General features: G+C 61.2%; 15 protein-coding genes. 9 read left to right on the forward strand and 6 right to left on the reverse strand.

Annotated elements, in window-relative coordinates; genetic code table 11:
• Positions 1 to 254: 254 nt before the first annotated feature.
• A complete protein-coding gene (locus tag CO671_RS24270) occupies positions 255 to 3,665 on the reverse strand; it encodes a DEAD/DEAH box helicase (RefSeq protein WP_097608040.1) in 3,411 nt (1,136 codons plus the stop codon).
• 521 nt (positions 3,666 to 4,186) lie between these two features.
• Here CO671_RS24270 and CO671_RS24275 point away from each other — a divergent pair.
• The gene (locus CO671_RS24275) at positions 4,187 to 4,969 is read left to right on the forward strand and encodes a response regulator transcription factor (protein ID WP_097608041.1); all 783 of its coding nucleotides are present in this window, start codon (positions 4,187 to 4,189) and stop codon (positions 4,967 to 4,969) included.
• A 102-nt stretch (positions 4,970 to 5,071) separates the two neighbouring features.
• On the opposite strand, the gene CO671_RS24280 is transcribed toward CO671_RS24275, so the two are convergent.
• Positions 5,072 to 5,395 (reverse strand): hypothetical protein, encoded by a 324-nt coding sequence (locus tag CO671_RS24280; protein WP_097608042.1) that lies wholly within the window; start codon positions 5,393 to 5,395, stop codon positions 5,072 to 5,074.
• A 387-nt stretch (positions 5,396 to 5,782) separates the two neighbouring features.
• On the opposite strand from CO671_RS24280, the gene CO671_RS24285 reads away from it, so the two are divergent.
• From CO671_RS24285 to CO671_RS24305, 5 genes are read left to right on the forward strand one after another with little or no spacing between them, the layout of a single operon-like run.
• On the forward strand, positions 5,783 to 6,805 hold the full coding sequence (locus CO671_RS24285) for a UDP-glucuronic acid decarboxylase family protein (protein ID WP_097608043.1): 1,023 nt from the start codon (positions 5,783 to 5,785) through the stop codon (positions 6,803 to 6,805).
• A gap of 1 nt (position 6,806) precedes the next feature.
• A complete protein-coding gene (galE, locus tag CO671_RS24290) occupies positions 6,807 to 7,790 on the forward strand; it encodes a UDP-glucose 4-epimerase GalE (RefSeq protein ID WP_097608044.1) in 984 nt (327 codons plus the stop codon).
• Positions 7,787 to 9,655, forward strand: a complete 1,869-nt coding sequence (locus CO671_RS24295) for a glycosyltransferase family 2 protein (protein ID WP_097608045.1) — start codon at positions 7,787 to 7,789, stop codon at positions 9,653 to 9,655. Before galE ends, CO671_RS24295 begins: the two co-directional genes overlap by 4 nt.
• A 37-nt stretch (positions 9,656 to 9,692) precedes the next feature.
• Positions 9,693 to 10,214, forward strand: a complete 522-nt coding sequence (locus CO671_RS24300) for a DUF995 domain-containing protein (RefSeq protein WP_097581236.1) — start codon at positions 9,693 to 9,695, stop codon at positions 10,212 to 10,214.
• Between the two features lie 3 nt (positions 10,215 to 10,217).
• A complete protein-coding gene (locus CO671_RS24305) occupies positions 10,218 to 11,189 on the forward strand; it encodes a glycosyl hydrolase (protein WP_097608046.1) in 972 nt (323 codons plus the stop codon).
• A gap of 103 nt (positions 11,190 to 11,292) precedes the next feature.
• Here CO671_RS24305 and CO671_RS24310 read toward each other — a convergent pair whose 3' ends face one another.
• On the reverse strand, positions 11,293 to 12,576 hold the full coding sequence (locus CO671_RS24310; protein WP_097608047.1) for an ABC transporter substrate-binding protein: 1,284 nt from the start codon (positions 12,574 to 12,576) through the stop codon (positions 11,293 to 11,295).
• Positions 12,577 to 12,720: 144 nt separating this feature from the next.
• On the opposite strand from CO671_RS24310, the gene CO671_RS24315 reads away from it, so the two are divergent.
• Genes CO671_RS24315 through CO671_RS24325 form a run of 3 tightly spaced genes read left to right on the forward strand, consistent with a single transcriptional unit; the run spans position 12,721 to position 16,620 of the window.
• The gene (locus tag CO671_RS24315; protein ID WP_097608048.1) at positions 12,721 to 13,752 is read left to right on the forward strand and encodes a LacI family DNA-binding transcriptional regulator; all 1,032 of its coding nucleotides are present in this window, start codon (positions 12,721 to 12,723) and stop codon (positions 13,750 to 13,752) included.
• Positions 13,753 to 13,756: 4 nt separating this feature from the next.
• A complete protein-coding gene (locus CO671_RS24320; protein WP_097608049.1) occupies positions 13,757 to 15,613 on the forward strand; it encodes a DUF2264 domain-containing protein in 1,857 nt (618 codons plus the stop codon).
• Complete coding sequence (locus CO671_RS24325) at positions 15,610 to 16,620, forward strand: hydroxyacid dehydrogenase (RefSeq protein ID WP_097608050.1); 1,011 nt, start codon at positions 15,610 to 15,612, stop codon at positions 16,618 to 16,620. Before CO671_RS24320 ends, CO671_RS24325 begins: the two co-directional genes overlap by 4 nt.
• A gap of 18 nt (positions 16,621 to 16,638) precedes the next feature.
• On the opposite strand, the gene CO671_RS24330 is transcribed toward CO671_RS24325, so the two are convergent.
• The 3 genes from CO671_RS24330 to CO671_RS24340 are packed head-to-tail and all read right to left on the reverse strand — an operon-like array spanning position 16,639 to position 19,980.
• Complete coding sequence (locus CO671_RS24330) at positions 16,639 to 17,916, reverse strand: Gfo/Idh/MocA family oxidoreductase (protein WP_097608051.1); 1,278 nt, start codon at positions 17,914 to 17,916, stop codon at positions 16,639 to 16,641.
• A 42-nt stretch (positions 17,917 to 17,958) separates the two neighbouring features.
• Positions 17,959 to 18,789, reverse strand: a complete 831-nt coding sequence (locus tag CO671_RS24335; protein ID WP_097608052.1) for a sugar phosphate isomerase/epimerase family protein — start codon at positions 18,787 to 18,789, stop codon at positions 17,959 to 17,961.
• A gap of 27 nt (positions 18,790 to 18,816) precedes the next feature.
• Positions 18,817 to 19,980, reverse strand: coding sequence for a dihydrodipicolinate synthase family protein (locus CO671_RS24340; RefSeq protein ID WP_097608053.1), 1,164 nt, complete (start codon positions 19,978 to 19,980; stop codon positions 18,817 to 18,819).
• Between the last annotated feature and the right edge of the window lie 3 nt (positions 19,981 to 19,983).

Below are 19,983 nucleotides of genomic sequence, written 5' to 3' on the forward strand. Positions count from 1 at the left end.
CCAGGAACACCGAGACCAGTTATCGCTGGCGCGAAGACTTCATCTTCGCTGGCGATGGTAGCTCGTCGTCCTGCGGACCATAACCTGAAGGGTGAGCGGGCGCTCGGGCAAAGCCCGATAAAACAGTCCAGTGGACTGTTTTAAGATCCGAACGGTTCAAATCCTGCCCCCGAAACCAAACTCTTCAACACACAATACTCAAAAAGCCCGCCTCAAGCGGCTTTTTTGATTCCAGAACACATCTGAGCGAGCACTCAGTCCCAAAGGACCGGGTTCCGATCCCTCACCTCCAGCGCATTCCGTGCCAGGAATTCCGCGGCCTGGACCGTCTCCAGAGCATTCGCCGCCTCCCTGAAATATGGCAGCGTTTGCCAGAGCGTGCGATCGCCGACAATGTAGAAGCGGCGCTTGGCGCGCGTCAGCGCGACGTTCAAGAGGTTTGGCTTGGAGGCGGCCCAGCCGGCCGCTCCGCGATGATCGGCGTCGGCGCCGAGCACCATGAAAACGATATCCTCTTCCTTGCCCTGGAACGTATGCACAGTGCCTATCCGTTCCTGAAGCCACTTCTGCAGTTTCGGTGGAGATGCGCCCGTATATCCGTCCTGGTCGGTCCATCGCGCATGGGTCAAAGCCCGTCTCAGACTGTTCTTCACTTCCTTGAACGGTGAGATGATGTAGAGATCAGGCAATGCACCGGACCGGCGGTAGGTCGCGCCGAGGAGATCGACGATGAAGTCCGTCTGCTCCGCAACGGCCTGTTTGCCCGAAACCTTGCCCTTGACGTCGATCCAGGCGCTGTCGCCATAGAAGGGCGACGCGTCGCCGGCCGGCCGGCGCTGTGCCAGCCCGAAGATCATCTTGTTCTGGTAAGCGATCCGGTTGGCGAGGCTGAACATCGGATCGATGCAGCGTCGATGCACTCTGAGAGGGCTGCCGATCCAGAGCCCGTCTGCTTCCTCGTCTTGAAGCGTTGTTCCGTAGCGATTGGCGGCATCGGCCAGCATCTGCACCGACACCCTGTTCGGCGAATACTGGCCTTGCGCCGTGTGCGGTGAGAGAGCCGAAGCGGCGCCGATCAGCGCGCTCGGAAGAGTAAAGACCGGTTCGATCTGCTGGGGATCGCCGATCACCATGACGCGGCGCGCCCGCAACAAAGCCCCGACGGCGGCCTGCGGCACGGCCTGGCCGGCTTCATCGATGAAGACCCAGCCGATCGAGCCGGCTTCGAGACCGCGGAACTGCCGGGCGAAGGAGGCGAATGTCGTCGAGACGATGGGAACGACCATGAAGAGGCTTTGCCAGATCGATGCAATATGCTTGTCATCGACGGGATTGTTGTTGGACAGCAGCTTGCTGACGGCAACGATATTTCCGCCGAAACCGCCGCCCTTCCGGCCGACTTCAGCGAGCCACGCTTCATGCAGCGTCAACGCTGCTTCGAACAATGCCGAACGCAGAGCCGCCAGTTCGTCCTGATGCCAGAGGCCGTCAATCTGCACCTGATCGCTGTCCAGGTCGGTAAGGCGCTCCGGTGCGGCGGGATGATCGAGAATTTCTCCCAGCCGCTCGAGTTCTTCTGTCTTCGCAAACCAGATTTTCCGGCGTGACCGCAGTGCCCGTTCGGCGTGGTCATGCGCCCGTAAAGCGCGTTCCAGCGCGGGTTTATCCGTCTTCGCAAGCTGATCCTCGCATTCTGCCAGCGCCTTGCGCAGCTCCAATTGCTTGCGCGCATTGGCGACGACGTCTTGCCGATGCTGCCGGGCAGGGTTGGTCGCGAGCACTCTCTTCCATCGCGCCGGAGCGCTGCGGTCGAGCAGCTGTTCCTCTTCCTTCAAAGAAGACAAGTCGTCCTTGATACGGCCCATTTCGGCCGCGATCTCGTCGCACCGGTTCTGCGCATGGCGAAGGCCGTCAGCGGCGGCGGCCAGCTTTTCAAGCGTTTCGCGGCAGAATGCATCCCGCGTAACATGCGCGATTTCATGACAGAGATCGGCATAGCGCGCATATTGGCCGATCTTGTCGCGAACCACGTCGTCGGCGGCATGAAAGGCGGCCGACGCTTCGGCGAAGGTCGGTCCCTCATAGCTCTTCAGCCATTCCCAGATGGTCTGCGGCTTCTGGGCGCCCGACCAGCCGGGCTTCGGCCGGTCGGTGATTTCCATGAAGGCGAAACGTTCCTTGAACGCTCGGCGATTCCTGGAATTGCCGAGCACACAGGCGATCAATCCCCACGGGCGATCGCCGTCGGCGAGTTTGATCACGCCCCCATTGTCCTTCTGGCAGGCGATTTTATGAGCGACCGTCTGCAGATAGCGGAAGGAAGATGTCTTCGAAATCGAGCTCTGCTTGGGAAGGTCGCGCGAGATATTCTCGACGGCGGCATTGTTGGAGGACGCGACGATCATTTCGAATCCGGCGAGCGCCGGGATCAGCGCCGATATCGAGGCCGTGCTGCGGTCGGCAAAAGTGACGCGGCGCGGCGCGCCGTCAAAGGCATCGCGTGCCGTCTCGAGGCCGCCCAGGATCCGGGCCCGCCGAACGATATTATCCGCGAACATGTCGCGCAGCAGGGTCGTCTTTCCGGTGCCGGGCGGACCGTTGACCGAGAACAGTCCGGTTTCCGAGCGGCCGCCGATCGCCGAATTGATCGCGAACTGCTGCATGAGGCTCATGGCGAGGTGAGGTTCGCTCAGCCAGCGTCCGCGGTTGAGATTGGCGGGATGCAGGGCCCGAACGATGGCGCCGCGCCCACCTTGCGAATAGAGGTCGACCCGCTTTTCATCGGCCAGCGGGGTGAGATATCGCCTGAGCGGTTCTGGGACATTGCCCTGCTTGACGCAGATCATCGCCCGTTCGATGTCCTCGATGAAGAAGCTGTTCAGGATGCCAATGTCTTCTTCACCATCTGCACTCTCGTCTTCCTCGTCGTCGGCATTGGGGGCATGGTCCTCCTGTTGGGGCTGCAGGGAGATGAGATCGGGTCTCTCCGCCCTGTCACGGTAGCGTATTTCGACGGCGGCGATGGGCCTGTCCCGGCGCGAGACAAAGCTCGCCCAATCGCAGAGCAATTCATGCAGCGCCAGGATTTCGGCGGCATCGATCGGCTGATCGGAGCCGGCCTCGAAGGCTGAAGATGTCAGCTGTCGCTGCGCCCGAAAGTTTTGAAGCAATTCCGACAGCTGCCGTTTGCTGTCGGCAAACGCCTCATGGCTGAGTGAGGCGAGCCCGGATTTCTGCACGCGGCCGAGAGCCCATGGAAGCGTGGAAACCGCAAAGGTTTCGAACATCGGCTGCCCCAGCGGCGTGAGCTGCAGGCTGGCAAAGCAGGTATCGCCATCGAGATCGCTGCGTTCGGCATCCTCGTACTCGGCAATATCGGCCGCAACGCGGTCGAAGCGCCGGCGGATATCGGCAATTTCGGATTTGCTGAAAACGCCGAGGAACAAGGTAAAGCCGGTAATCTGCTTCTCCTCGGGTATAACAGGACGGCTGAGTGCCGCGCCATCCTGCAACAGCGTTTTTGCATGCAGCCAGAAAACGGTCCGTCCTTCCGCTGAGACGAGCCGACTGGAGAGATCGTAAGGTATGAAAAACTCGATTTTGTGCCAGAAATCGAGAATGGCCAGAAGCCGTTCCCGTTCCGCCCTGTCTGCATCGGTCTGCATGACTTCTCACTGAGGAGTTGCTAAGTGGCTCTCGCCTCTTTTAGCAACGATTGCAGCTCGAAATCAAAGAGCATGGTGATTGGGCGCCCGGCCGAACGCGTTGAGCGCGCGCAAGGCGCGTCCATGCAGACGCGGCCCGGAGGCGTTGAAGGGCAGCGCTGGCCTTGGCGGCATAATCGAGGGCGGTCGGATCGTTCGAGCGCCGCCCCCGCTGGCAAAGATCATATAAATATGACAATTTGTACTGGAATATTACATTCGTCCGATTATCTATAGTGAAAGCAAATATAACCTTACAGTACCAGGTCTAGTAAAAATACAACCGAAGCGTAGTAACGTATCGTTTTTCGCTCCCGAAAACTAATCACTTTGGGCCATTTCCTTCCTTCTCAATCCGTATTAACATAATTAAGAAATGTCTAAAGAAGAGGGCGGTGACATCAAGGGGGCGGCATTTCATACTATCTTCTACCCGCCATCGCTTCACGTTTGAGTAAAGTGTAACGCTAGGGGAGGCGTATATGTTCATGACAGGCTCAGGAATGGAGAATACCGACCAGGCAAGAAAGTCTAGCCCTTCCGGAGATACTATCCTTGTAGTTGCCAAGGCGGATCTGTTTTCAGAATGCATGGTAGAGGCGCTGGCAAAGAAATTCCCGAACTGCGATGTGCCAAGCTTAGCAAATACGAAGCCGATGCTGGAAAAGGATACGAGCGATCTAAAGCTCGTTTTATTCTACCATATACCTCAGCCTGAGCTTCAGGACGCGTTGAAGGCGGTACGGGAAAATCACCCGGAAACCTCGATCGGACTCGTTGTCGAGGCCATCGATATGCTGGAACCCTATGTCAGCCGTTTGGTGGAGGCAAGGATCATCGACGGCGTCCTGCCGCTCAATCTTCGGCTTGATGTCTTCATGGCCGCGGTGGATCTGCTGATGAAGGGCGGGGAGCATTTTCCCTCGGCACTTCTTAACCGTCTCGCCAACAAGAGCCCCCAGCTGGAGCCTTCACTCTATCAGACGAAATCGGTCGATGCCGCGCGCAGCAATGCGCTCAAGCTGAGACGCGACAGCATCTCCGCTTTGACGACCCGCGAGGTTCAGATCCTGGATCTCATCTGCAAGGGGACGCAGAACAAGATCATCGCCGACAAGCTGCATCTTTCCGAAAACACGGTGAAGGTTCACGTCCGCAACATCTACAAGAAGATGAACGTCCGAAACCGCACCGAGGCAGCGTCCCGCTTCTTCAACGACCATCCGGTCGGCGATGACGAGATGTCGAGCCGCTGGCGCAACTGATCTGCAGCGCGCCGCGTCTGTTCAGGCGCGCAAGGGACGCCGCAGCAGGTTGAACTGCCGGGTAATTTATCCTTGCATCGATGTCGATTCGAAGGATTTGTTTCAGATCGACGGACGCGCAAAGCAGCGCGACTTCTGTCCGAAGCCGCTCGGAGAGCAGATGTACGGGGCGGACCCGTGATAGGCGACGACGCGGGCAGGTGCCGCGGCCGGCCGCACGGCCCGGTTTTCCGGGTAGGCGTATGCCTTCGAGACACGTGGCGTCTCGACGACGACGACATTCTTTTTCGCGACGGCGGCTATGTCGTCGTTAACGACCGAACAGGCCGTCGGCCCGACCGCAAGAAGCGTCGTTCCCCAGGCAAACATCGCAAAATGAAATAGACGCCAGCCTTTCGGCTGCGCTGCAGCGTGTTTTTTCGACATGGCCAATCCCCTCGCATATGGCGCTCCCGGATGCAAGACCGGTCGTGCAGTTACGCGCGGCCAGCCCTTCAATTCTTTTGTACTCGTTCTTGATTGACCGAAGCTTGAGCGGTGTCGGGATACTCGTTCTGCGTGAAAAAAAGACAGAAAATGATTAATTATTTGTTACTTAAAAGAACAATTGCGTAGTTATTTTGGATTGAAAACGTTTTTAAAGTTGACCTCGCTAACAATCGTCTTATCATTCGAATAGTAAGCCAGATATCCGAAGAATAACTATAAAGTTATTCAAGTTGAGATACTCAAGGAGATGAATATCCCACCGGATAATGAAGGCACGCAGCGCCTGAATAAATCAAAAGACTAAAACATGGGAAGGAGTTTGTAATGCGTAGTTTCGTTCCCGGCGAAGGTTATTCTGAAGTAGAAGGCGTTCCGGTGCTCAAGAATCTGGGCACTGCTCTTGTCAATGGCGGGGCCGGTTTTCTTGGCTCGCATCTCTGCGAAAGGCTTCTGTTACGCGGCCACAGCGTCATATGCCTCGATAATTTTTCGACCGGCCGCCGTGTGAATGTCGATCATCTCCTGTCGAACCCCCGTTTTCGCATCATCGAGCACGATGTCCGGCAGCCCTTCGATATCGAAGCGTCGCTCATCTTCAATTTTGCCTCGCCCGCCTCTCCGCCCGATTATCAGCGGGATCCGGTCGGCACATTGCTCACCAATGTGCTCGGCGCCGTCAACACCCTGGACTGTGCGCGAAAGACCGGCGCGACCGTCGTTCAATCGTCGACCTCGGAGGTTTATGGCGATCCGAACCAGAGCCCGCAGCGCGAAACCTATTGCGGCAACGTCAACCCGATCGGGCCGCGCGCCTGTTACGACGAAGGCAAGCGCAGCGCCGAAACCCTGTTCTTCGACTACCACAGGACCTATGGCGTCGACATCAAGGTCGGCCGCATCTTCAACACCTACGGGCCGCGTATGCGCCTGGATGACGGCCGGGTGGTCTCCAATTTCATCGTGCAGGCTTTGCGCAACGCCGACCTGACGATCTACGGCGACGGCCAGCAGACCCGCTCTTTCTGCTATGTCGACGATCTCGTTGAAGGTTTCCTGCGTTTCTCGGCAGCCGGCAGCGCCTGCCACGGCCCGATCAATCTCGGCAACCCCGGCGAGTTCACCGTCCGACGCCTGGCGGAAATCATCCGCGACCTGACGAATTCGCGTTCCCGCATCGTTCACCTGCCTGCTGTCGTCGACGATCCGCGCCAGCGGCGGCCGGATATTTCCCGGGCGATGACCGAGCTGGGATGGCAACCCCACATCGAGCTCGAAGCCGGCCTGGCGCGCACCGTCGAATATTTCGACGGCCTGCTTGCCCGGACAGAGAAGGCGGAGGCCGTATGAGATGCCCCGCTACATTCTCGTCACCGGCGGTGCCGGTTTCATAGGCAGTCATATCTGCAAAGCGCTGTCGCGCGCCGGCATGATCCCGGTTGCCTACGACAACCTGTCGACCGGACATGCCGACAGCGTCCGCTGGGGCCCGCTCATCCGGGGTGAACTCGGCGATGCGGTGGCGCTGCGCCGGACGATGGCCGAATTTTCGCCCGATTGCGTTATCCATTGCGGCGCCAACGCCTATGTCGGCGAATCCGTCGAGATGCCGAGAAAATACTACCGCAACAACGTCGTCGGCAGCCTCACGCTGCTCGAAGCCTGCCTCGATCAGGATATCGACCGGATCGTCTTTTCGAGCAGCTGCGCCACCTATGGCGTTCCCGCCTCCTTGCCGATACGGGAGGAAACCCCGCAGCAGCCGGTCAATCCCTATGGCCGCACCAAACTGATCTTTGAGATGGCGCTCGAGGATTTTGCCGCCGCCTATGGCATCCGCTTCGCCGCCTTGCGTTATTTCAACGCCGCCGGCGCCGATCCGGATGGCGAACTTGCCGAGCGTCACGAGCCCGAAACCCATCTCATTCCCCGCGCCCTTCTTGCTGCCGCCGGCAGGCTGGAGCGGCTCGATATCTTCGGCACCGACTATTCGACCGCGGACGGAACCTGCGTTCGCGACTATATCCATGTCAGCGACCTCGCGCAGGCGCATCTGGCCGCCGTCAATCACCTGATGGCGGGCGGCGGCTCGCTCAGCGTCAATCTCGGTTCCGGCCGGGGCACCTCGGTGCGCGAGATCCTTGCAGCCATCCATCGCACCACCGGCCGTGAAGTGCCGGTCCGGTACCGCTCGCGCCGCGCCGGCGATCCGCCGATCCTTTTTGCCAATACGGCAAGGGCGAAAGCGGAACTCGGCTTCGCGCCGGCACTCTCGGATATCGATACGATCATCCGCACCGCCGGCCCCACCTTCGGACTGGAAGTGACGGCATGAGCGACGCTTCGCACACCGGCTATGGTCTTGCGCCTGCGAAAACCGCCACCGCCGAAACATTCGATCCTGTTTTCACCGGCCGCAGACGCGTCGCCTATGGCTTCGGCATCCTCTGCTGGCTGGCCGCACTTGGGTTTTTCTGGATTTGGTGGTGCCAGTCCGCCCATATCATTTCCTGGACTGCGTTCGTGCTCATCACCGCCGTGCTGGCCTGGATCACGCTCGTCCCGGCCTATTTCATCCTGATCTTCCTCGATGCCAGGACGATCAGTTCGCGTGCGCGGCTGCCGGAAGGGCGCGTGGCGATGGTCGTCACCAAGGCGCCGTCCGAGCCCTTTGCCGTCGTCCGCACCACGCTGCAGGCGATGCTCGATCAGATCGGCGTCGAGTTCGACGTCTGGCTGGCCGACGAGGATCCTTCCGAGGAAACCAGACGCTGGTGCGCCGAGCACGGCGTGCTGATCTCCACCCGAAAGGGCGTGGCGGAATATCACCGCACGACCTGGCCGCGCCGAACCCGGTGCAAGGAAGGCAATCTTGCCTATTTCTACGACCATTTCGGCTATGCGCGTTACGATTTCGTCGCCCAGTTCGACGCCGATCATGTACCGACGCCGACTTATCTCAGGGAAGTCCTGCGCCCCTTTGCCGATCCCGGCATCGGCTACGTCTCCGCGCCCAGCATCTGCGATGCAAATGCGGCGGCAAGCTGGGCGGCGCGCGGAAGGCTTTACGCGGAGGCAAGTCTGCACGGTTCGCTGCAGACCGGTTACAACAATGGCTGGGCGCCGCTTTGCATCGGCTCCCACTATGCGGTTCGCACGTCAGCCCTCCGTGAGATCGGCGGCCTCGGCCCCGAACTTGCCGAAGATCATTCGACGACGCTGATGATGAATGCCGGCGGCTGGCGCGGTGTCCATGCCGTCGATGCGATCGCTCACGGCGATGGTCCGGCGAACTTCGTCGATCTCGCCGTCCAGGAATTTCAATGGTCGCGCAGCCTCGTCACCATCCTGCTGCAATATTCCCACCGCTACGTCACCCATCTGCCCTGGCATCTGAAATTCCAGTTCGTGTTTTCGCAGCTGTGGTACCCGCTTTTCTCCGCCATCATGGCCGTGATGTTCCTGCTGCCGGTTGCCGCTTTGCTGACGGGCGATGTCTTCGTCAACGTAACCTATCCGGATTTCCTGCTGCATTTCGCGCCGATATCGATCGTGCTGACGCTGTTTGCCTTCTTCTGGCGAGCAACGGGAACCTTCAGGCCGCACGATGCGAAACTGTTCGGCTGGGAAGGGCTTGCCTTCATCTTCCTGCGTTGGCCGTGGTCGCTCGCCGGCAGCCTCGCAGCTGTTCGCGACCATCTCTGCGGCTCTTTCGTCGACTTTCGCATCACGCCGAAAGGCCGGCAGGAGCAGCAGTCTTTGCCGCTGCGCATCGTTGCGCCCTATATCGGCCTCGCCGGCCTTTGCGCCGTCGCTATGGTCTTCGCCAACGACGCGGCCGCCGCCCAGGGCTTTTATATCTTCGCCGCGATAAATCTCATGATCTATCTGCTGCTGACGGTGCTGATCGTCCTTCGCCACGCAATCGAGAACGGGCTGCCGCTGCTGCCGCAGTCACGCGGCCTGTGGCTGGCGACGGCGACGGGGCTTGCGATTTGCGTCACCGGCGGCATGCAGGCCGGCGGCCATGGGCTGCGCAGTCTCGAAGCCCTTTCGCACGGTCAGACTGTCATCAGTTTCAGCCAATCGCAATTTGCCGTGGCCGGAGCCGGTCTGGGCGGCGGCAAAACCCGGACCGTGAAGTTCCGCATCAGATGGAATGGGTTCGGACGCACGGGACGCGACGAACAAGGTGTTTGAGCCGGGGAAACCGGCCGGCGTCGAGGAGGAGAATGTAATGCGTATCGGATCGAGACTATATGGGGCGGCCCTTGCTCTCAGCCTGTGCCTGCCATTGGCGGCGCAGGGCGCCGAGACCGCAAAGAAGAATGAGCCGACGCCGCTCACCGCCTATGAGCTCTACCGGATCTACGGCGATAGGACCTGGACCTGGGATACCGGTGGCGGCCGCTTCATCGAGGATGGCCGGCGGTTTGTCGCCTGGGTAAACGACAAGGGCAAGCAGTCCTTCGCCGAAGGAAAATGGGTTGTCGACGACCTCGGCCAGCTCTGCATGCGTGCCACCTGGACGAATGCCGAGGGTGCAGCGCGCGCCAGCACCTGTTTCGGTCACCGCAAGATCGGCAACACGATCTATCAGCGCCGCCAGCCGAACGGCAACTGGTACGTCTTTCGGCATGCATCGGTGCACCAGGACGACGAATTCCGCAAGCTTGTTGCCGCGGACACCGTCAGCGCCAAGGCACGCGATCTGAAGCAGCTCCTGTCGGACCAGGAACTTGCCCGAAAAGGAGGGTGAGCCATGAAGACGCTAATGAATAACCACCTCTCGACCGCCGCGATCGCGCTGCTGCTATTGTGCGCCACGGATTTGCCCGGCCGAAGCGAAATGCAATATGCGGGAGTCGCCCCGAACCAGACATCCAGCATACGAACGATCATCGATAAACGCCCGGTGGTTCATGCCGACGGCATCAAGTTCGGCGCCTATGACCCGCATGGGGATTTCGGCGCTCAGACCAATGTCTCGACCGAGGCCCTGTTCCTGCCATGGGAAGACGTTGACCTGGAGACGCTGCGTATCGCTGATGCCTATGCACAGGCCAGAGGCCGCAACCTGCTGATCACGGTAGAGCCGTGGTCCTGGGACGTCGACTGGCGGCTGACTTCCGACGAGCTTCGCCGCAAGGTGCTGCGGGGCGATTACGACGTCAACATGCGGGCAATCGCGCAGATGATCTCGCAGCTGAAGAGCCCGGTGATCGTCCGTTGGGGCCAGGAGATGGAGGACAAGTCAGGACGGTTTTCGTGGTCCGGCTGGAACCCGCAGGACTATATCACCGCCTACAAACGGATGATGGATATCGTCCGCGACGAGGCGCCCGGCACCGAGCTCATGTGGTCGCCGAAGGGAGAACCCGGCCTTGACGCCTATTATCCCGGCGACGACTACGTCGATCTTGTCGGCCTCTCGGTTTTCGGGCTCCAGCGCTATGACGAGCTTGCCTACAACAAGCATCGGACCTTTTCGGAAGCGTTGAAGCAGGGCTATGATCTCGTCGCCGGCTATGGAAAGCCCGTCTGGGTCGCAGAGCTCGGCTACGAAGGCGGTGACGCCTATATGAGACCCTGGATCGAAACCGCGACGCTGAAGCAGAGCGCCTTCCCGAACCTTCAGGAAGTGGTCTATTTCAATGACCGCGACGTGCACGCCTGGCCCTTCAATCTCGGCCGGCCGGACTGGCGGGTGGTCGAAAGCCTGGCAGCCAACTGAAAGGCATCTGAAGCGCAAATCCATAAGGTCGCAACGCGCTTCAATCAGGAAAACAGAGAGGCCCGCCGGGGTTTTGCGGGCCTCTCCTCTCACCGGCAGCCGATCATCCCTTGAGCGTTGCCTTACCCTCTTCGACGAGTCGGGTCGCCGCATCGGCAGGCGAGGTCCGTTCGAAGGCGAGTTCGTCGCAGATCGGCCGCAGCACGCGCTGGTCGAATTGGGTTGCACCCATCGGCACCGGCGGCGGATATTCGCCGACCTGATCCTTGAGCATGTTGACGTATTTGACCGTTTCCTGTTCCGTCGGGTTCAGCTGCGGCAGGATGGCCTCACGCACGGTCGGCGACATCGGCACGCCGCGCTCGACGCCGAGAATCTTGCCGGCCTCGATGTCGTTGACGAAGAAGTCGATGAATTTTGCGGCCGCTTCGCCGTTCTTCGTCGTGGCGCCGACACTCCAGATCAGCGCAGGGCGGTAGTAGTGGCCCGACGGCCCGCCTTTCTTTTCCCGCGGCAGCATGGTGATGCCGAGCTTGTTCTTGATGATCAGCTGATAGCCGATCATTTGGTTGGAATAGGCCATGCCGATCACCGATTTGCCGAGACCGAGGCTATTGGTGTCGATGGTGTTCTGGTCCAGCGTCTGGACGTCGGCAGCCACCGTGCCCCCTGCTTTACGCAGCTTCTCCCAGTAGTCGAACCATTCCGTCGCATCGTCGGCCGTGAAACCGAGCCCAACGCTTTCCCTCGCAAAGAGGCTCTTGCCGCGTTGGCGCAGCCAGGCGTCGAACACATAGGCGTAGCGGGCCGCATAGGGGCCTCCGCTCTTGCCGGACGACTTGGCGAGTTCGACGGCGAGCTTGGCATATTCATCCCAGGTGAGATCGGGTGTCGGCAGCGGAACGCCGGCCTTTTCGAATTCGACCGTGTCGAAGAACATCGAGAAGGAGTTGAGGCCGAGGCCGACGCCATAGAGTTTGCCGTCGATGGTGGTCAATTTCAGCATGTCGGGGCCGAAGGACTGAACCTTCAATGCCGATGGGACGAACTCGTCAAGCGGCATGCAGGCTCCGCGCTTGGAATAGTCGGAGATCGTCCCCGGTTCGAGCTGGAAGATGTCGGCAATCGAGCGCCCCGCCATCTGGGTGGCGAGCTTCGTCCAGTAGCCGTCGCCGGAAAGCGATTCACCGACGATCGTGACGCCGGGTGTTTTCGACTGGTAGAGCTTGGCGACATCGAGCGTGCGTTTGGCACGGTCGTTGGACCCCCACCACATGGCGCGCAGCGACGTGTCTTCTGCAAAAGCCGGAATGGCGCGTCCCGCGAATGCCAGGCCGGCAGCTGCGCCGGCGGAGCCCATCAGGAATGAACGGCGGTTGACCTGCATACTATCCTCCCTTGTCCCTATATGCCCGCGGCCAATCCTCCAGAGCGTCGTCGGGCATTCGGCAAGCAGAGTACGCAAAAAAATATTTATTGCAAGAAATAACGTTCATGTTGCAAATTTGCGTAGTTTGCATAATGTTTGCCCATGAGCGATGAAAAAATCAGACGGCCGCGTCAGGCCGATATAGCCACATTGGCGGGTGTCTCGGTCTCGACGGTGTCTCGCGTGCTGGCGAACGAACCGGGGATCAGCGAAACCGTCCGTCGTCAGATATTGAAGGTGGCCGCCGAACACGGTTATCCGGTCAAGCCGGCTGTTGAAGCCGTTGCCGGCGGGCTGGCGCTGATCGCCAGCGACGGCGTCACGGGCGGTCTCAGCGTCTTCTACGAGGCGATCGTCGAGGGCCTGCGCGCCGGAGCGGCCGAAGCGGGCATGCCGTTCGAAGTCCGGATGGTTCGGGAGGAGCGCATCACACCGGACGCCGCGCGCGATTATATGCAGGCCGCAGCGGCCGAAGGTCTCTTTCTTGTCGGCATCGATCCGAACGACATGCTGCGCGACTGGCTGCAGGACGCCATGGTGCCGACCGTTCTCGTCAATGGCACCGACCCCGGAATGCGTTTCGATGGGGTTTCGCCGGCTAATTTCTTCGGCGCCTATCAGGCGACTGGCCGGCTGACGAAGGCCGGCCATCGCCGCATCCTGCATCTGAGCGGCTCTCATCGCCAGACGATTCGTGAGCGTATCCGCGGTTTCGAGGCGGCGATTGCCGCTGTCCCTGGCGCCGAAGGTCGTTTCGTAGCCATGACGCTGCAGGGCAGCGCCAGCCGCGAGGCCCATGAGCGCACGGCGGCGATCCTCGCCGAGAATGCCGGTTTTACCGCCGCCTTCTGCATGAATGATTTCATCGCCGTCGGCGTGCTCGAGGCTGTCATCGAAGCGGGCCTGCGTGTGCCGGAGGATTTCGCGATCGTCGGTTTCGATGATCTGCCTTGTGCGCTGATGACCAATCCGCAGCTTTCCACCATGCGCGTCGACCGCGCCGCCCTCGGGCGCGAAGCCGTTTCGCTGATGCTGTCCCGTTTCCGCAACAGGACGGCGCCGGCGCGCCACATCTGCCAGGCTGTCGTTCCCGTTGCGGGAGGGACCGTTGTGAACGTCGAGACCCGTGAGTGATCCGATGACCTATGATCCCGCCAGCGCCAATCCGCTTGCCGGCAATCCGCTCGAAACCCGCGCCGATATGAGCCGAGCCCTGCTTGATCTCTTCGATCCGCTGCTTGCCTGTTTTTCGAAAGGCAATGCCCGCGTCAGGCTGAGCGGTGCCGCCGCCCATTTCGACCGGGCGGCGGCCGATCTTGAAGGTTTCGCCCGCCCGCTCTGGGGTTTGGCGCCGCTTGGCGCCGGCAATGGAGACTTCGCCCACTGGCATCGTTTTGCCGAAGGCCTCGCAAACGGCACCGATCCCGCTCATCCCGAATATTGGGGAACCGTCAATGGCCGCGATCAGCGCATGGTCGAGCTTGCCGCCCTCGGTTTTGCCCTGGCGCTGGTGCCGGAAAAAATCTGGGAGCCGCTCGATGCGCGCGCCCGCAGCAATGTCATCGCCTATCTCAAGCACGCCCGGCAGTTCGACTATGCCGACAACAACTGGAAATTCTTCCGGATTTTCGTCGACATCGCCCTCGATCGCCTCGGCGCCGATTTCGATCGCAGCCTGACGCGGCAATATCTGGAGGAACTCGAAGGCTTCTATATCGGCGACGGCTGGTATCGCGACGGAAACGTGCGCCGCATCGACCACTACATTCCCTTCGCCATGCATTTTTACGGGCTGATCTATTCGAAGCTCGTCGATGACGATTATGCGAAACGCTATCGCGAACGCGCCATCCTCTTCGCCCGCGATTTCCGCCACTGGTTTGCCGCCGATGGGGCGACGATTCCCTTCGGCCGCAGCCTGACCTATCGCTTTGCCTGTGCCGGCTTCTGGTCGGCGCTTGCCTTCGCCGATGTCGAGGCGCTGCCCTGGGGCGAGGTCAAGCACCTTTGCCTGCAGCATCTGCGCTGGTGGAGGGACAAGCCGATCGCCGACCGCGACGGCGTGCTGTCGATCGGTTTCGGCTATCCGAACCTCTTGATGTCGGAGAGCTACAATTCCGCCGGCTCGCCCTATTGGGCATTGAAGGCCTTTCTGCCGCTGGCGATCCCGGAGGATCATCCGTTCTGGACGTCCGAGGAAACGGCGCGGGAGCCGGCGCCCGAGGTCGTTCCCCAGCGCCATCCCGGCATGGTGATGATGCGCACGGGCGGCGACGTCGTGGCGCTGTCATCAGGCCAGGAAAACCTGCAGATGCGCTTCGGCACGGAAAAATACGCGAAATTCGCCTATTCCACCCGTTACGGCTTCAGCGTCGAATCCGATGAGCGCGGCTTTGCGCTCGCCGCTTTCGATTCGATGCTGGCCTTCAGCGATGACGGCCTGCATTACCGCGTGCGCGAAACCAATGAGGAAGCCAGGCTCGCGGGCGATGTGCTTTATGCGAAATGGTCACCTTTCCCCGATGTCAGCGTCGAAAGCTGGCTGGCGCCCGCAGCCCCCTGGCATATCCGCCTCCACCGGATCAGGGCGGCCCGGCCGCTGAGAGTCGCCGAAGGTGGCTTCGCCATCGCCCGTCGGGATTTCGAGCTGGACACGCTGTCGGCGTCGGATGGCGCTGCCTATGCGATCGGCGAAGCCGATTTCAGCGGTATTCTCGACGTGGGATCGTCGGTCGATCGCGCCGGGCTCGTGCAGAAGGCCCAGCCGAACACCAATGTGATCGTCGCAAAGACCATCGTACCGCAGCTGCGCGGCCAGATTCCGGCCGGTGAGACCATCCTGGTAACGGCGGTGCTGGCGCTCGGCGATCCCGCCGCCGTCGCGTCCGCCTGGACGCGGCCGCCGAAGGCGCCTGATCTTGCGGCGCTGGAGGCGCTGGTGCGGGAAAAGGGTGTGACCGTCAGCGCCATCGAAGCGCCGGGTCAGATGCCATGAGCCGCCCGGCCATCGTCCTTGCCATGGAGCCGTCGCGCACGGAGCATGTCCTGCCCGACGAGATCCTGCGCCGGCTCGATACCATCGGCCGCCTGCTGAATTCCGTGCCGTTGCAGCATTTCGAGGGCGAACGCGCCAGCCGCCTGCTGGCCGAAGCCGAAATCCTGGTGACCGGCTGGGGCGCGCCCTATGTCGGGCCTGAGATTCCCGCTGCCGCGCCGCGGCTTCGCCTCATCGTCCATGCGGCGGGCACGGTGAAGGGCATCATCGACGAGGCCATCTTCGAAGCGGGCATCGCGGTCAGCCACGCGGCCGAGGCCAATGCCGTGCCGGTTGCCGAATTCACGCTTGCCGCGATCCTCTTTGCCGGCAAGCGCGCCTTCCGGTTCCGCGATCTTTACGTCGCCGACCGCCACCGCGATCGCACCTATCCATTGCAGCGCGAAGCGATCGGAAATTATGGCCGCACTCTCGGTATTGTCGGCGCCTCGCGCATCGGCCGGCGGGTGATCGAGCTGTTGAAGCCGTTCGACTACAGTCTGCTGCTGTTCGATCCGATGGTCGATGCCGCCGAGGCGGCAGGCCTCGGAGCCGAAAAGGTCGCGCTCGACGATTTGATGCGCCGCGCGGATATCGTTTCCCTGCACGCGCCATCACTGCCGTCGACGCAGCATATGATCGATGCGCGAAGACTGTCGCTGATGAAGGACGGGGCAACGCTCATCAACACCGCGCGCGGCATTCTCATCGATGAGGCCGCTCTGCTTTCGGAGCTGAAGACCGGCCGCATCGACGCGGTCATCGATGTGACCGATCCGGAAATTCCGGAGGCGGGTTCGGTTTTCTACGATCTGCCGAACGTTTTCCTGACCCCGCACATTGCCGGCGCCATCGGCCTGGAACGGGCGCGTCTCGGAGAGATGGCAGCGGATGAGGTCGGGCGTTTTACGGCCGGCCGGCCGCTGCTCTACCAGATCCGCCGGCAGGATCTCGAAAACATTGCCTGACGCAACCAGGGGCGCGTGTCAACGCGGTGTCCTCAACGAATTGGGCGAGCCGTCATTGGCAAGCTCGGGCATCAGCTCGGCGATATCGACCACCTTGCCGGTGCGCGAACTCGTCAGCGCGGCAATGCCGCAGAGCACGGACATGGCGCCTGCCCGCGTGCCGGCGCGCTGGCCGAGCCTGTCTTCCATGCCGGGCTTGAAGATCATGTTGCGCATGCGGTCGTCGCCGCCGTAATGGCCGCCGGTGAAATGCGGGACGACGATGCGTTCGACGGCTTGCCTGTCATTCGGGAAATTGCGGATGAGGAGGATCGTATCCTCCTTCGGCTGTTCCCAGGGCTGGGCCTCATATTGGCGAATTTCGATGCGCCCCTTGGTGCCGTTGAAGGCGAGGTGATGGCCTTCGATCGGCTGGAAGGTGTTGAGCGAATAGGAGACATGAACGTTGTTGCGGTAGCGCAGGCTGACCACCATCGTATCGGGAATGTCGATATCCTCGCGGAAGACGCAGCCGTCGCGGAAATAACCGTCGATCTTCGAAGGATCCTCGTAAAGCTGATCCAGGAAAGGATCGGCCTCGAGATCGAGATAGTAGTCGCATTCATGCGCGTGCGGACAGAGCTTGCAGCGCGGTCCGCGGAACGGCCCCTTGCGGCCGTAGTTCTGCAGATCGGCGAAGGACGTGACGGCTTCTGGATCACTGTCGAGATACCAGTTCAGAAGATCGAAATGGTGAGTCGCCTTGTGAACGAACAGACTGCCGGAATTTTCCGTATAGGCGTGCCAGCGGCGGAAGTAGTCGGCGCCGTGTTTGGTGTTCAAATACCAATGGAAGTCGACGGAGGTTACCCGGCCGATCTCGCCGGCATTGAGCAGTTCCTTGATGCGGGCCGCCGTCGGCGCATAGCGATAGTTGAAGGAGACGTCGACCCGGCGGCCGGTGCGCTTCTCGGCGTCGAGAATCCGGCGAATTTTCTCGATCGAGGTGGTCATCGGCTTTTCGGTGATGACGTCGATGCCGGATTCCAGCGCCCGCACGATAATATCGTCATGCGTCTGGTCGGGCGTGCAGACGATGGCCAGATCCGGCCTCTGCTCGGCGAGCATGGAATCGATGTTTTCATAAAGCGGCGCATTGCTGCCGATCATGTTGCGGGCGCGCTCGCCGCGCAGCGAGTTCTTCTCGACGATGGCGGTCAGGTCGACATGTTCGCGCCAGCCGGCCAGCAGGTCCTTGCCCCACATGGTGGTGCCGCGGTTTCCGGTGCCGATCAGGGCAAAACGGCGTTTCTCCATCGAATGAATCCTCCTGCATGCTGATGAAACGAATTTTGAAAATCAGATCTGGCAGCAGCTGCGGAAGCGCTCGACGCAGGTGGCGATCACTTCGTCGGCCGGACGCTTCCACCAGGTCTCCGCCGAAAAGATCTCCACTTCCTGCGCCCCGAAGAAGCCCGCCGCCTCGATCATCCGCCTTATGCCCTTGAGGTCGATGACGCCGTCGCCCATCATGCCGCGGTCGAGCAGCATGTCCTTGGTCGGCACCAGCCAGTCACAGATGTGGTGGGCAAAGATCCGTTTCATCCGTCCGGCGCGGGCGATCTGGTTGGCAAGATCGGGGTCCCACCAGACGTGGTAGACGTCGATCGCGACACCGACATCCTCGCAGAGGGCTTCGCACATGTCGAGCGCCTGGCCGAGCGTGTTCACGCAGGAGCGGTCGGCGGCATACATCGGATGCAGCGGCTCGATGGCGAGTTTCACGCCTGATGCCTGTGCATGCGGCAGCACCGCGGCGATGCCGTCGAACACCATCTGTCGGGCCGCGACGATATCCCTGGAAGCGCCCGGCAATCCGCCGACGACGAGCACCAGGCAATCGGCTGAGAATGCCGCCGCCTCGTCGATCGCCCGCCTGTTGTCGTCGAGGTTCTTCTGCCAGTCGGCCTCGTTCGCCGCCGGAAAAAAGCCGCCGCGGCAAAGACCGGTGAGCTTGATGCCGTTCGACTTGACGATGCGCACCGCCTCATCGAGGCCGGCCTTGGCGATCTGGTCGCGCCAGGGCGCAATCGAGGTGATGCCATGCTTCAGGCAGATATCGACGGCTTCGGCAAAGCCGCATTGCTCGCGGATCGTCGCCAGGTTGATCGAAAGTCCTTCGACCTGCATCTCATTCCTCCCTTGCCGTGCCTGAGTTCAGTGAACGCCGTGAACGGCCAGCACTTGGCGCATCCGCGCCGCTGCGAGTTCCGGATCGGCCAGCACCCGCGCCTTGTCGGCCAGGCGGAAGAGTTCGGCCAGATGCGTGAGCGAACGCGTGCTCTGCTGGCCACCAACCATGGTAAAATGGTCCTGCAGGCCGTTGAGGTAGGCGAGGAAGACGACGCCGGTCTTGTAGAAGCGGGTCGGTGCCTTGAAGATGTGGCGCGACAACGGCACCGTCGGCTCGAGCAGATCGAAGAATTCGTGATTGCTCTTGCGGCCGAGCGCGTCGAGCGCGGCCGAGGCTGCCGGCGCGATCGCATCGAAAATGCCGAGCAGTGCGTCGGAATGGCCCTCTTCGTCGCCGGCGATCAGTTCGGCATAGTTGAAATCGTCGCCGGTATACATGCGGACACCTTTCGGCAGCCGGCGGCGCATCGCCACTTCCTTCTCCTTCGACAGAAGAGAGATCTTGATGCCGTCGACTTTCTGAGCATTGGCCTCGATCACCTCGAGGCAGGTTTCCATCGCTTTCAGATGGTCGTCATTGCCCCAGTAACCCTGAAGCGCCGGATCGAACATTTCGCCGAGCCAGTGGATGATGACCGGCTCCTTGACCTGGCGAAGGATGCGGTCATAGACCCTGACATAATCGTCCGGGCTCCTTGCGACGACGGCAAGCGCCCGGCTTGCCATCAGGATGATGCGGCCGCCGGCCGCCTCGACCGTTTCGATCTGCTCCTCATAGGCCTTGAGGATCGTGTCGATCGTCACCTCGGGGCCGGGTATCAGGTGGTCGGTGCCGGCGCCGCAGGCAATCAATGCATCCTTGCGGCCGGCGGCTTCGCCAAGCGCCCGGCGGATGAGGTCACGCGCTTCCGGCCAGCCGAGCCCCATGCCGCGCTGCGCCGTATCCATGGCTTCGGCGACACCGAGGCCGAGATCCCAGAGCCGATGGCGGAAGGCCAGCGTCCGTTCCCAGTCGATCGCCGGCGTCAGCCAGGGGTCGTTGTCGGCAAGCGGATCGGCAACGACGTGCGCCGCCGCAAAGGCGATGCGCGGGAAGCTCGTGGCGTCGCGCTTCTTCAGTTCGATCGGCGTGCCGGTCAGCGTATAGGGGACGATCTTGCCGTCGAGAGGGAGATTGATCGTCGTCACGGC

This window comes from Rhizobium sp. M10 (genome assembly GCF_002531955.1).
Lineage (GTDB): Bacteria > Pseudomonadota > Alphaproteobacteria > Rhizobiales > Rhizobiaceae > Rhizobium > Rhizobium etli_C.

Coding starts and splice junctions, on each gene's coding strand:
- CO671_RS24270 (WP_097608040.1), bottom strand. CDS start 3,665: ATGCAGACCGATGCAGACAGGGCGGAACGGGAACGGCTTCTGGCCATT.
- CO671_RS24275 (WP_097608041.1), top strand. CDS start 4,187: ATGTTCATGACAGGCTCAGGAATGGAGAATACCGACCAGGCAAGAAAG.
- CO671_RS24280 (WP_097608042.1), bottom strand. CDS start 5,395: ATGTCGAAAAAACACGCTGCAGCGCAGCCGAAAGGCTGGCGTCTATTT.
- CO671_RS24285 (WP_097608043.1), top strand. CDS start 5,783: ATGCGTAGTTTCGTTCCCGGCGAAGGTTATTCTGAAGTAGAAGGCGTT.
- galE (WP_097608044.1), top strand. CDS start 6,807: ATGCCCCGCTACATTCTCGTCACCGGCGGTGCCGGTTTCATAGGCAGT.
- CO671_RS24295 (WP_097608045.1), top strand. CDS start 7,787: ATGAGCGACGCTTCGCACACCGGCTATGGTCTTGCGCCTGCGAAAACC.
- CO671_RS24300 (WP_097581236.1), top strand. CDS start 9,693: ATGCGTATCGGATCGAGACTATATGGGGCGGCCCTTGCTCTCAGCCTG.
- CO671_RS24305 (WP_097608046.1), top strand. CDS start 10,218: ATGAAGACGCTAATGAATAACCACCTCTCGACCGCCGCGATCGCGCTG.
- CO671_RS24310 (WP_097608047.1), bottom strand. CDS start 12,576: ATGCAGGTCAACCGCCGTTCATTCCTGATGGGCTCCGCCGGCGCAGCT.
- CO671_RS24315 (WP_097608048.1), top strand. CDS start 12,721: ATGAGCGATGAAAAAATCAGACGGCCGCGTCAGGCCGATATAGCCACA.
- CO671_RS24320 (WP_097608049.1), top strand. CDS start 13,757: ATGACCTATGATCCCGCCAGCGCCAATCCGCTTGCCGGCAATCCGCTC.
- CO671_RS24325 (WP_097608050.1), top strand. CDS start 15,610: ATGAGCCGCCCGGCCATCGTCCTTGCCATGGAGCCGTCGCGCACGGAG.
- CO671_RS24330 (WP_097608051.1), bottom strand. CDS start 17,916: ATGGAGAAACGCCGTTTTGCCCTGATCGGCACCGGAAACCGCGGCACC.
- CO671_RS24335 (WP_097608052.1), bottom strand. CDS start 18,789: ATGCAGGTCGAAGGACTTTCGATCAACCTGGCGACGATCCGCGAGCAA.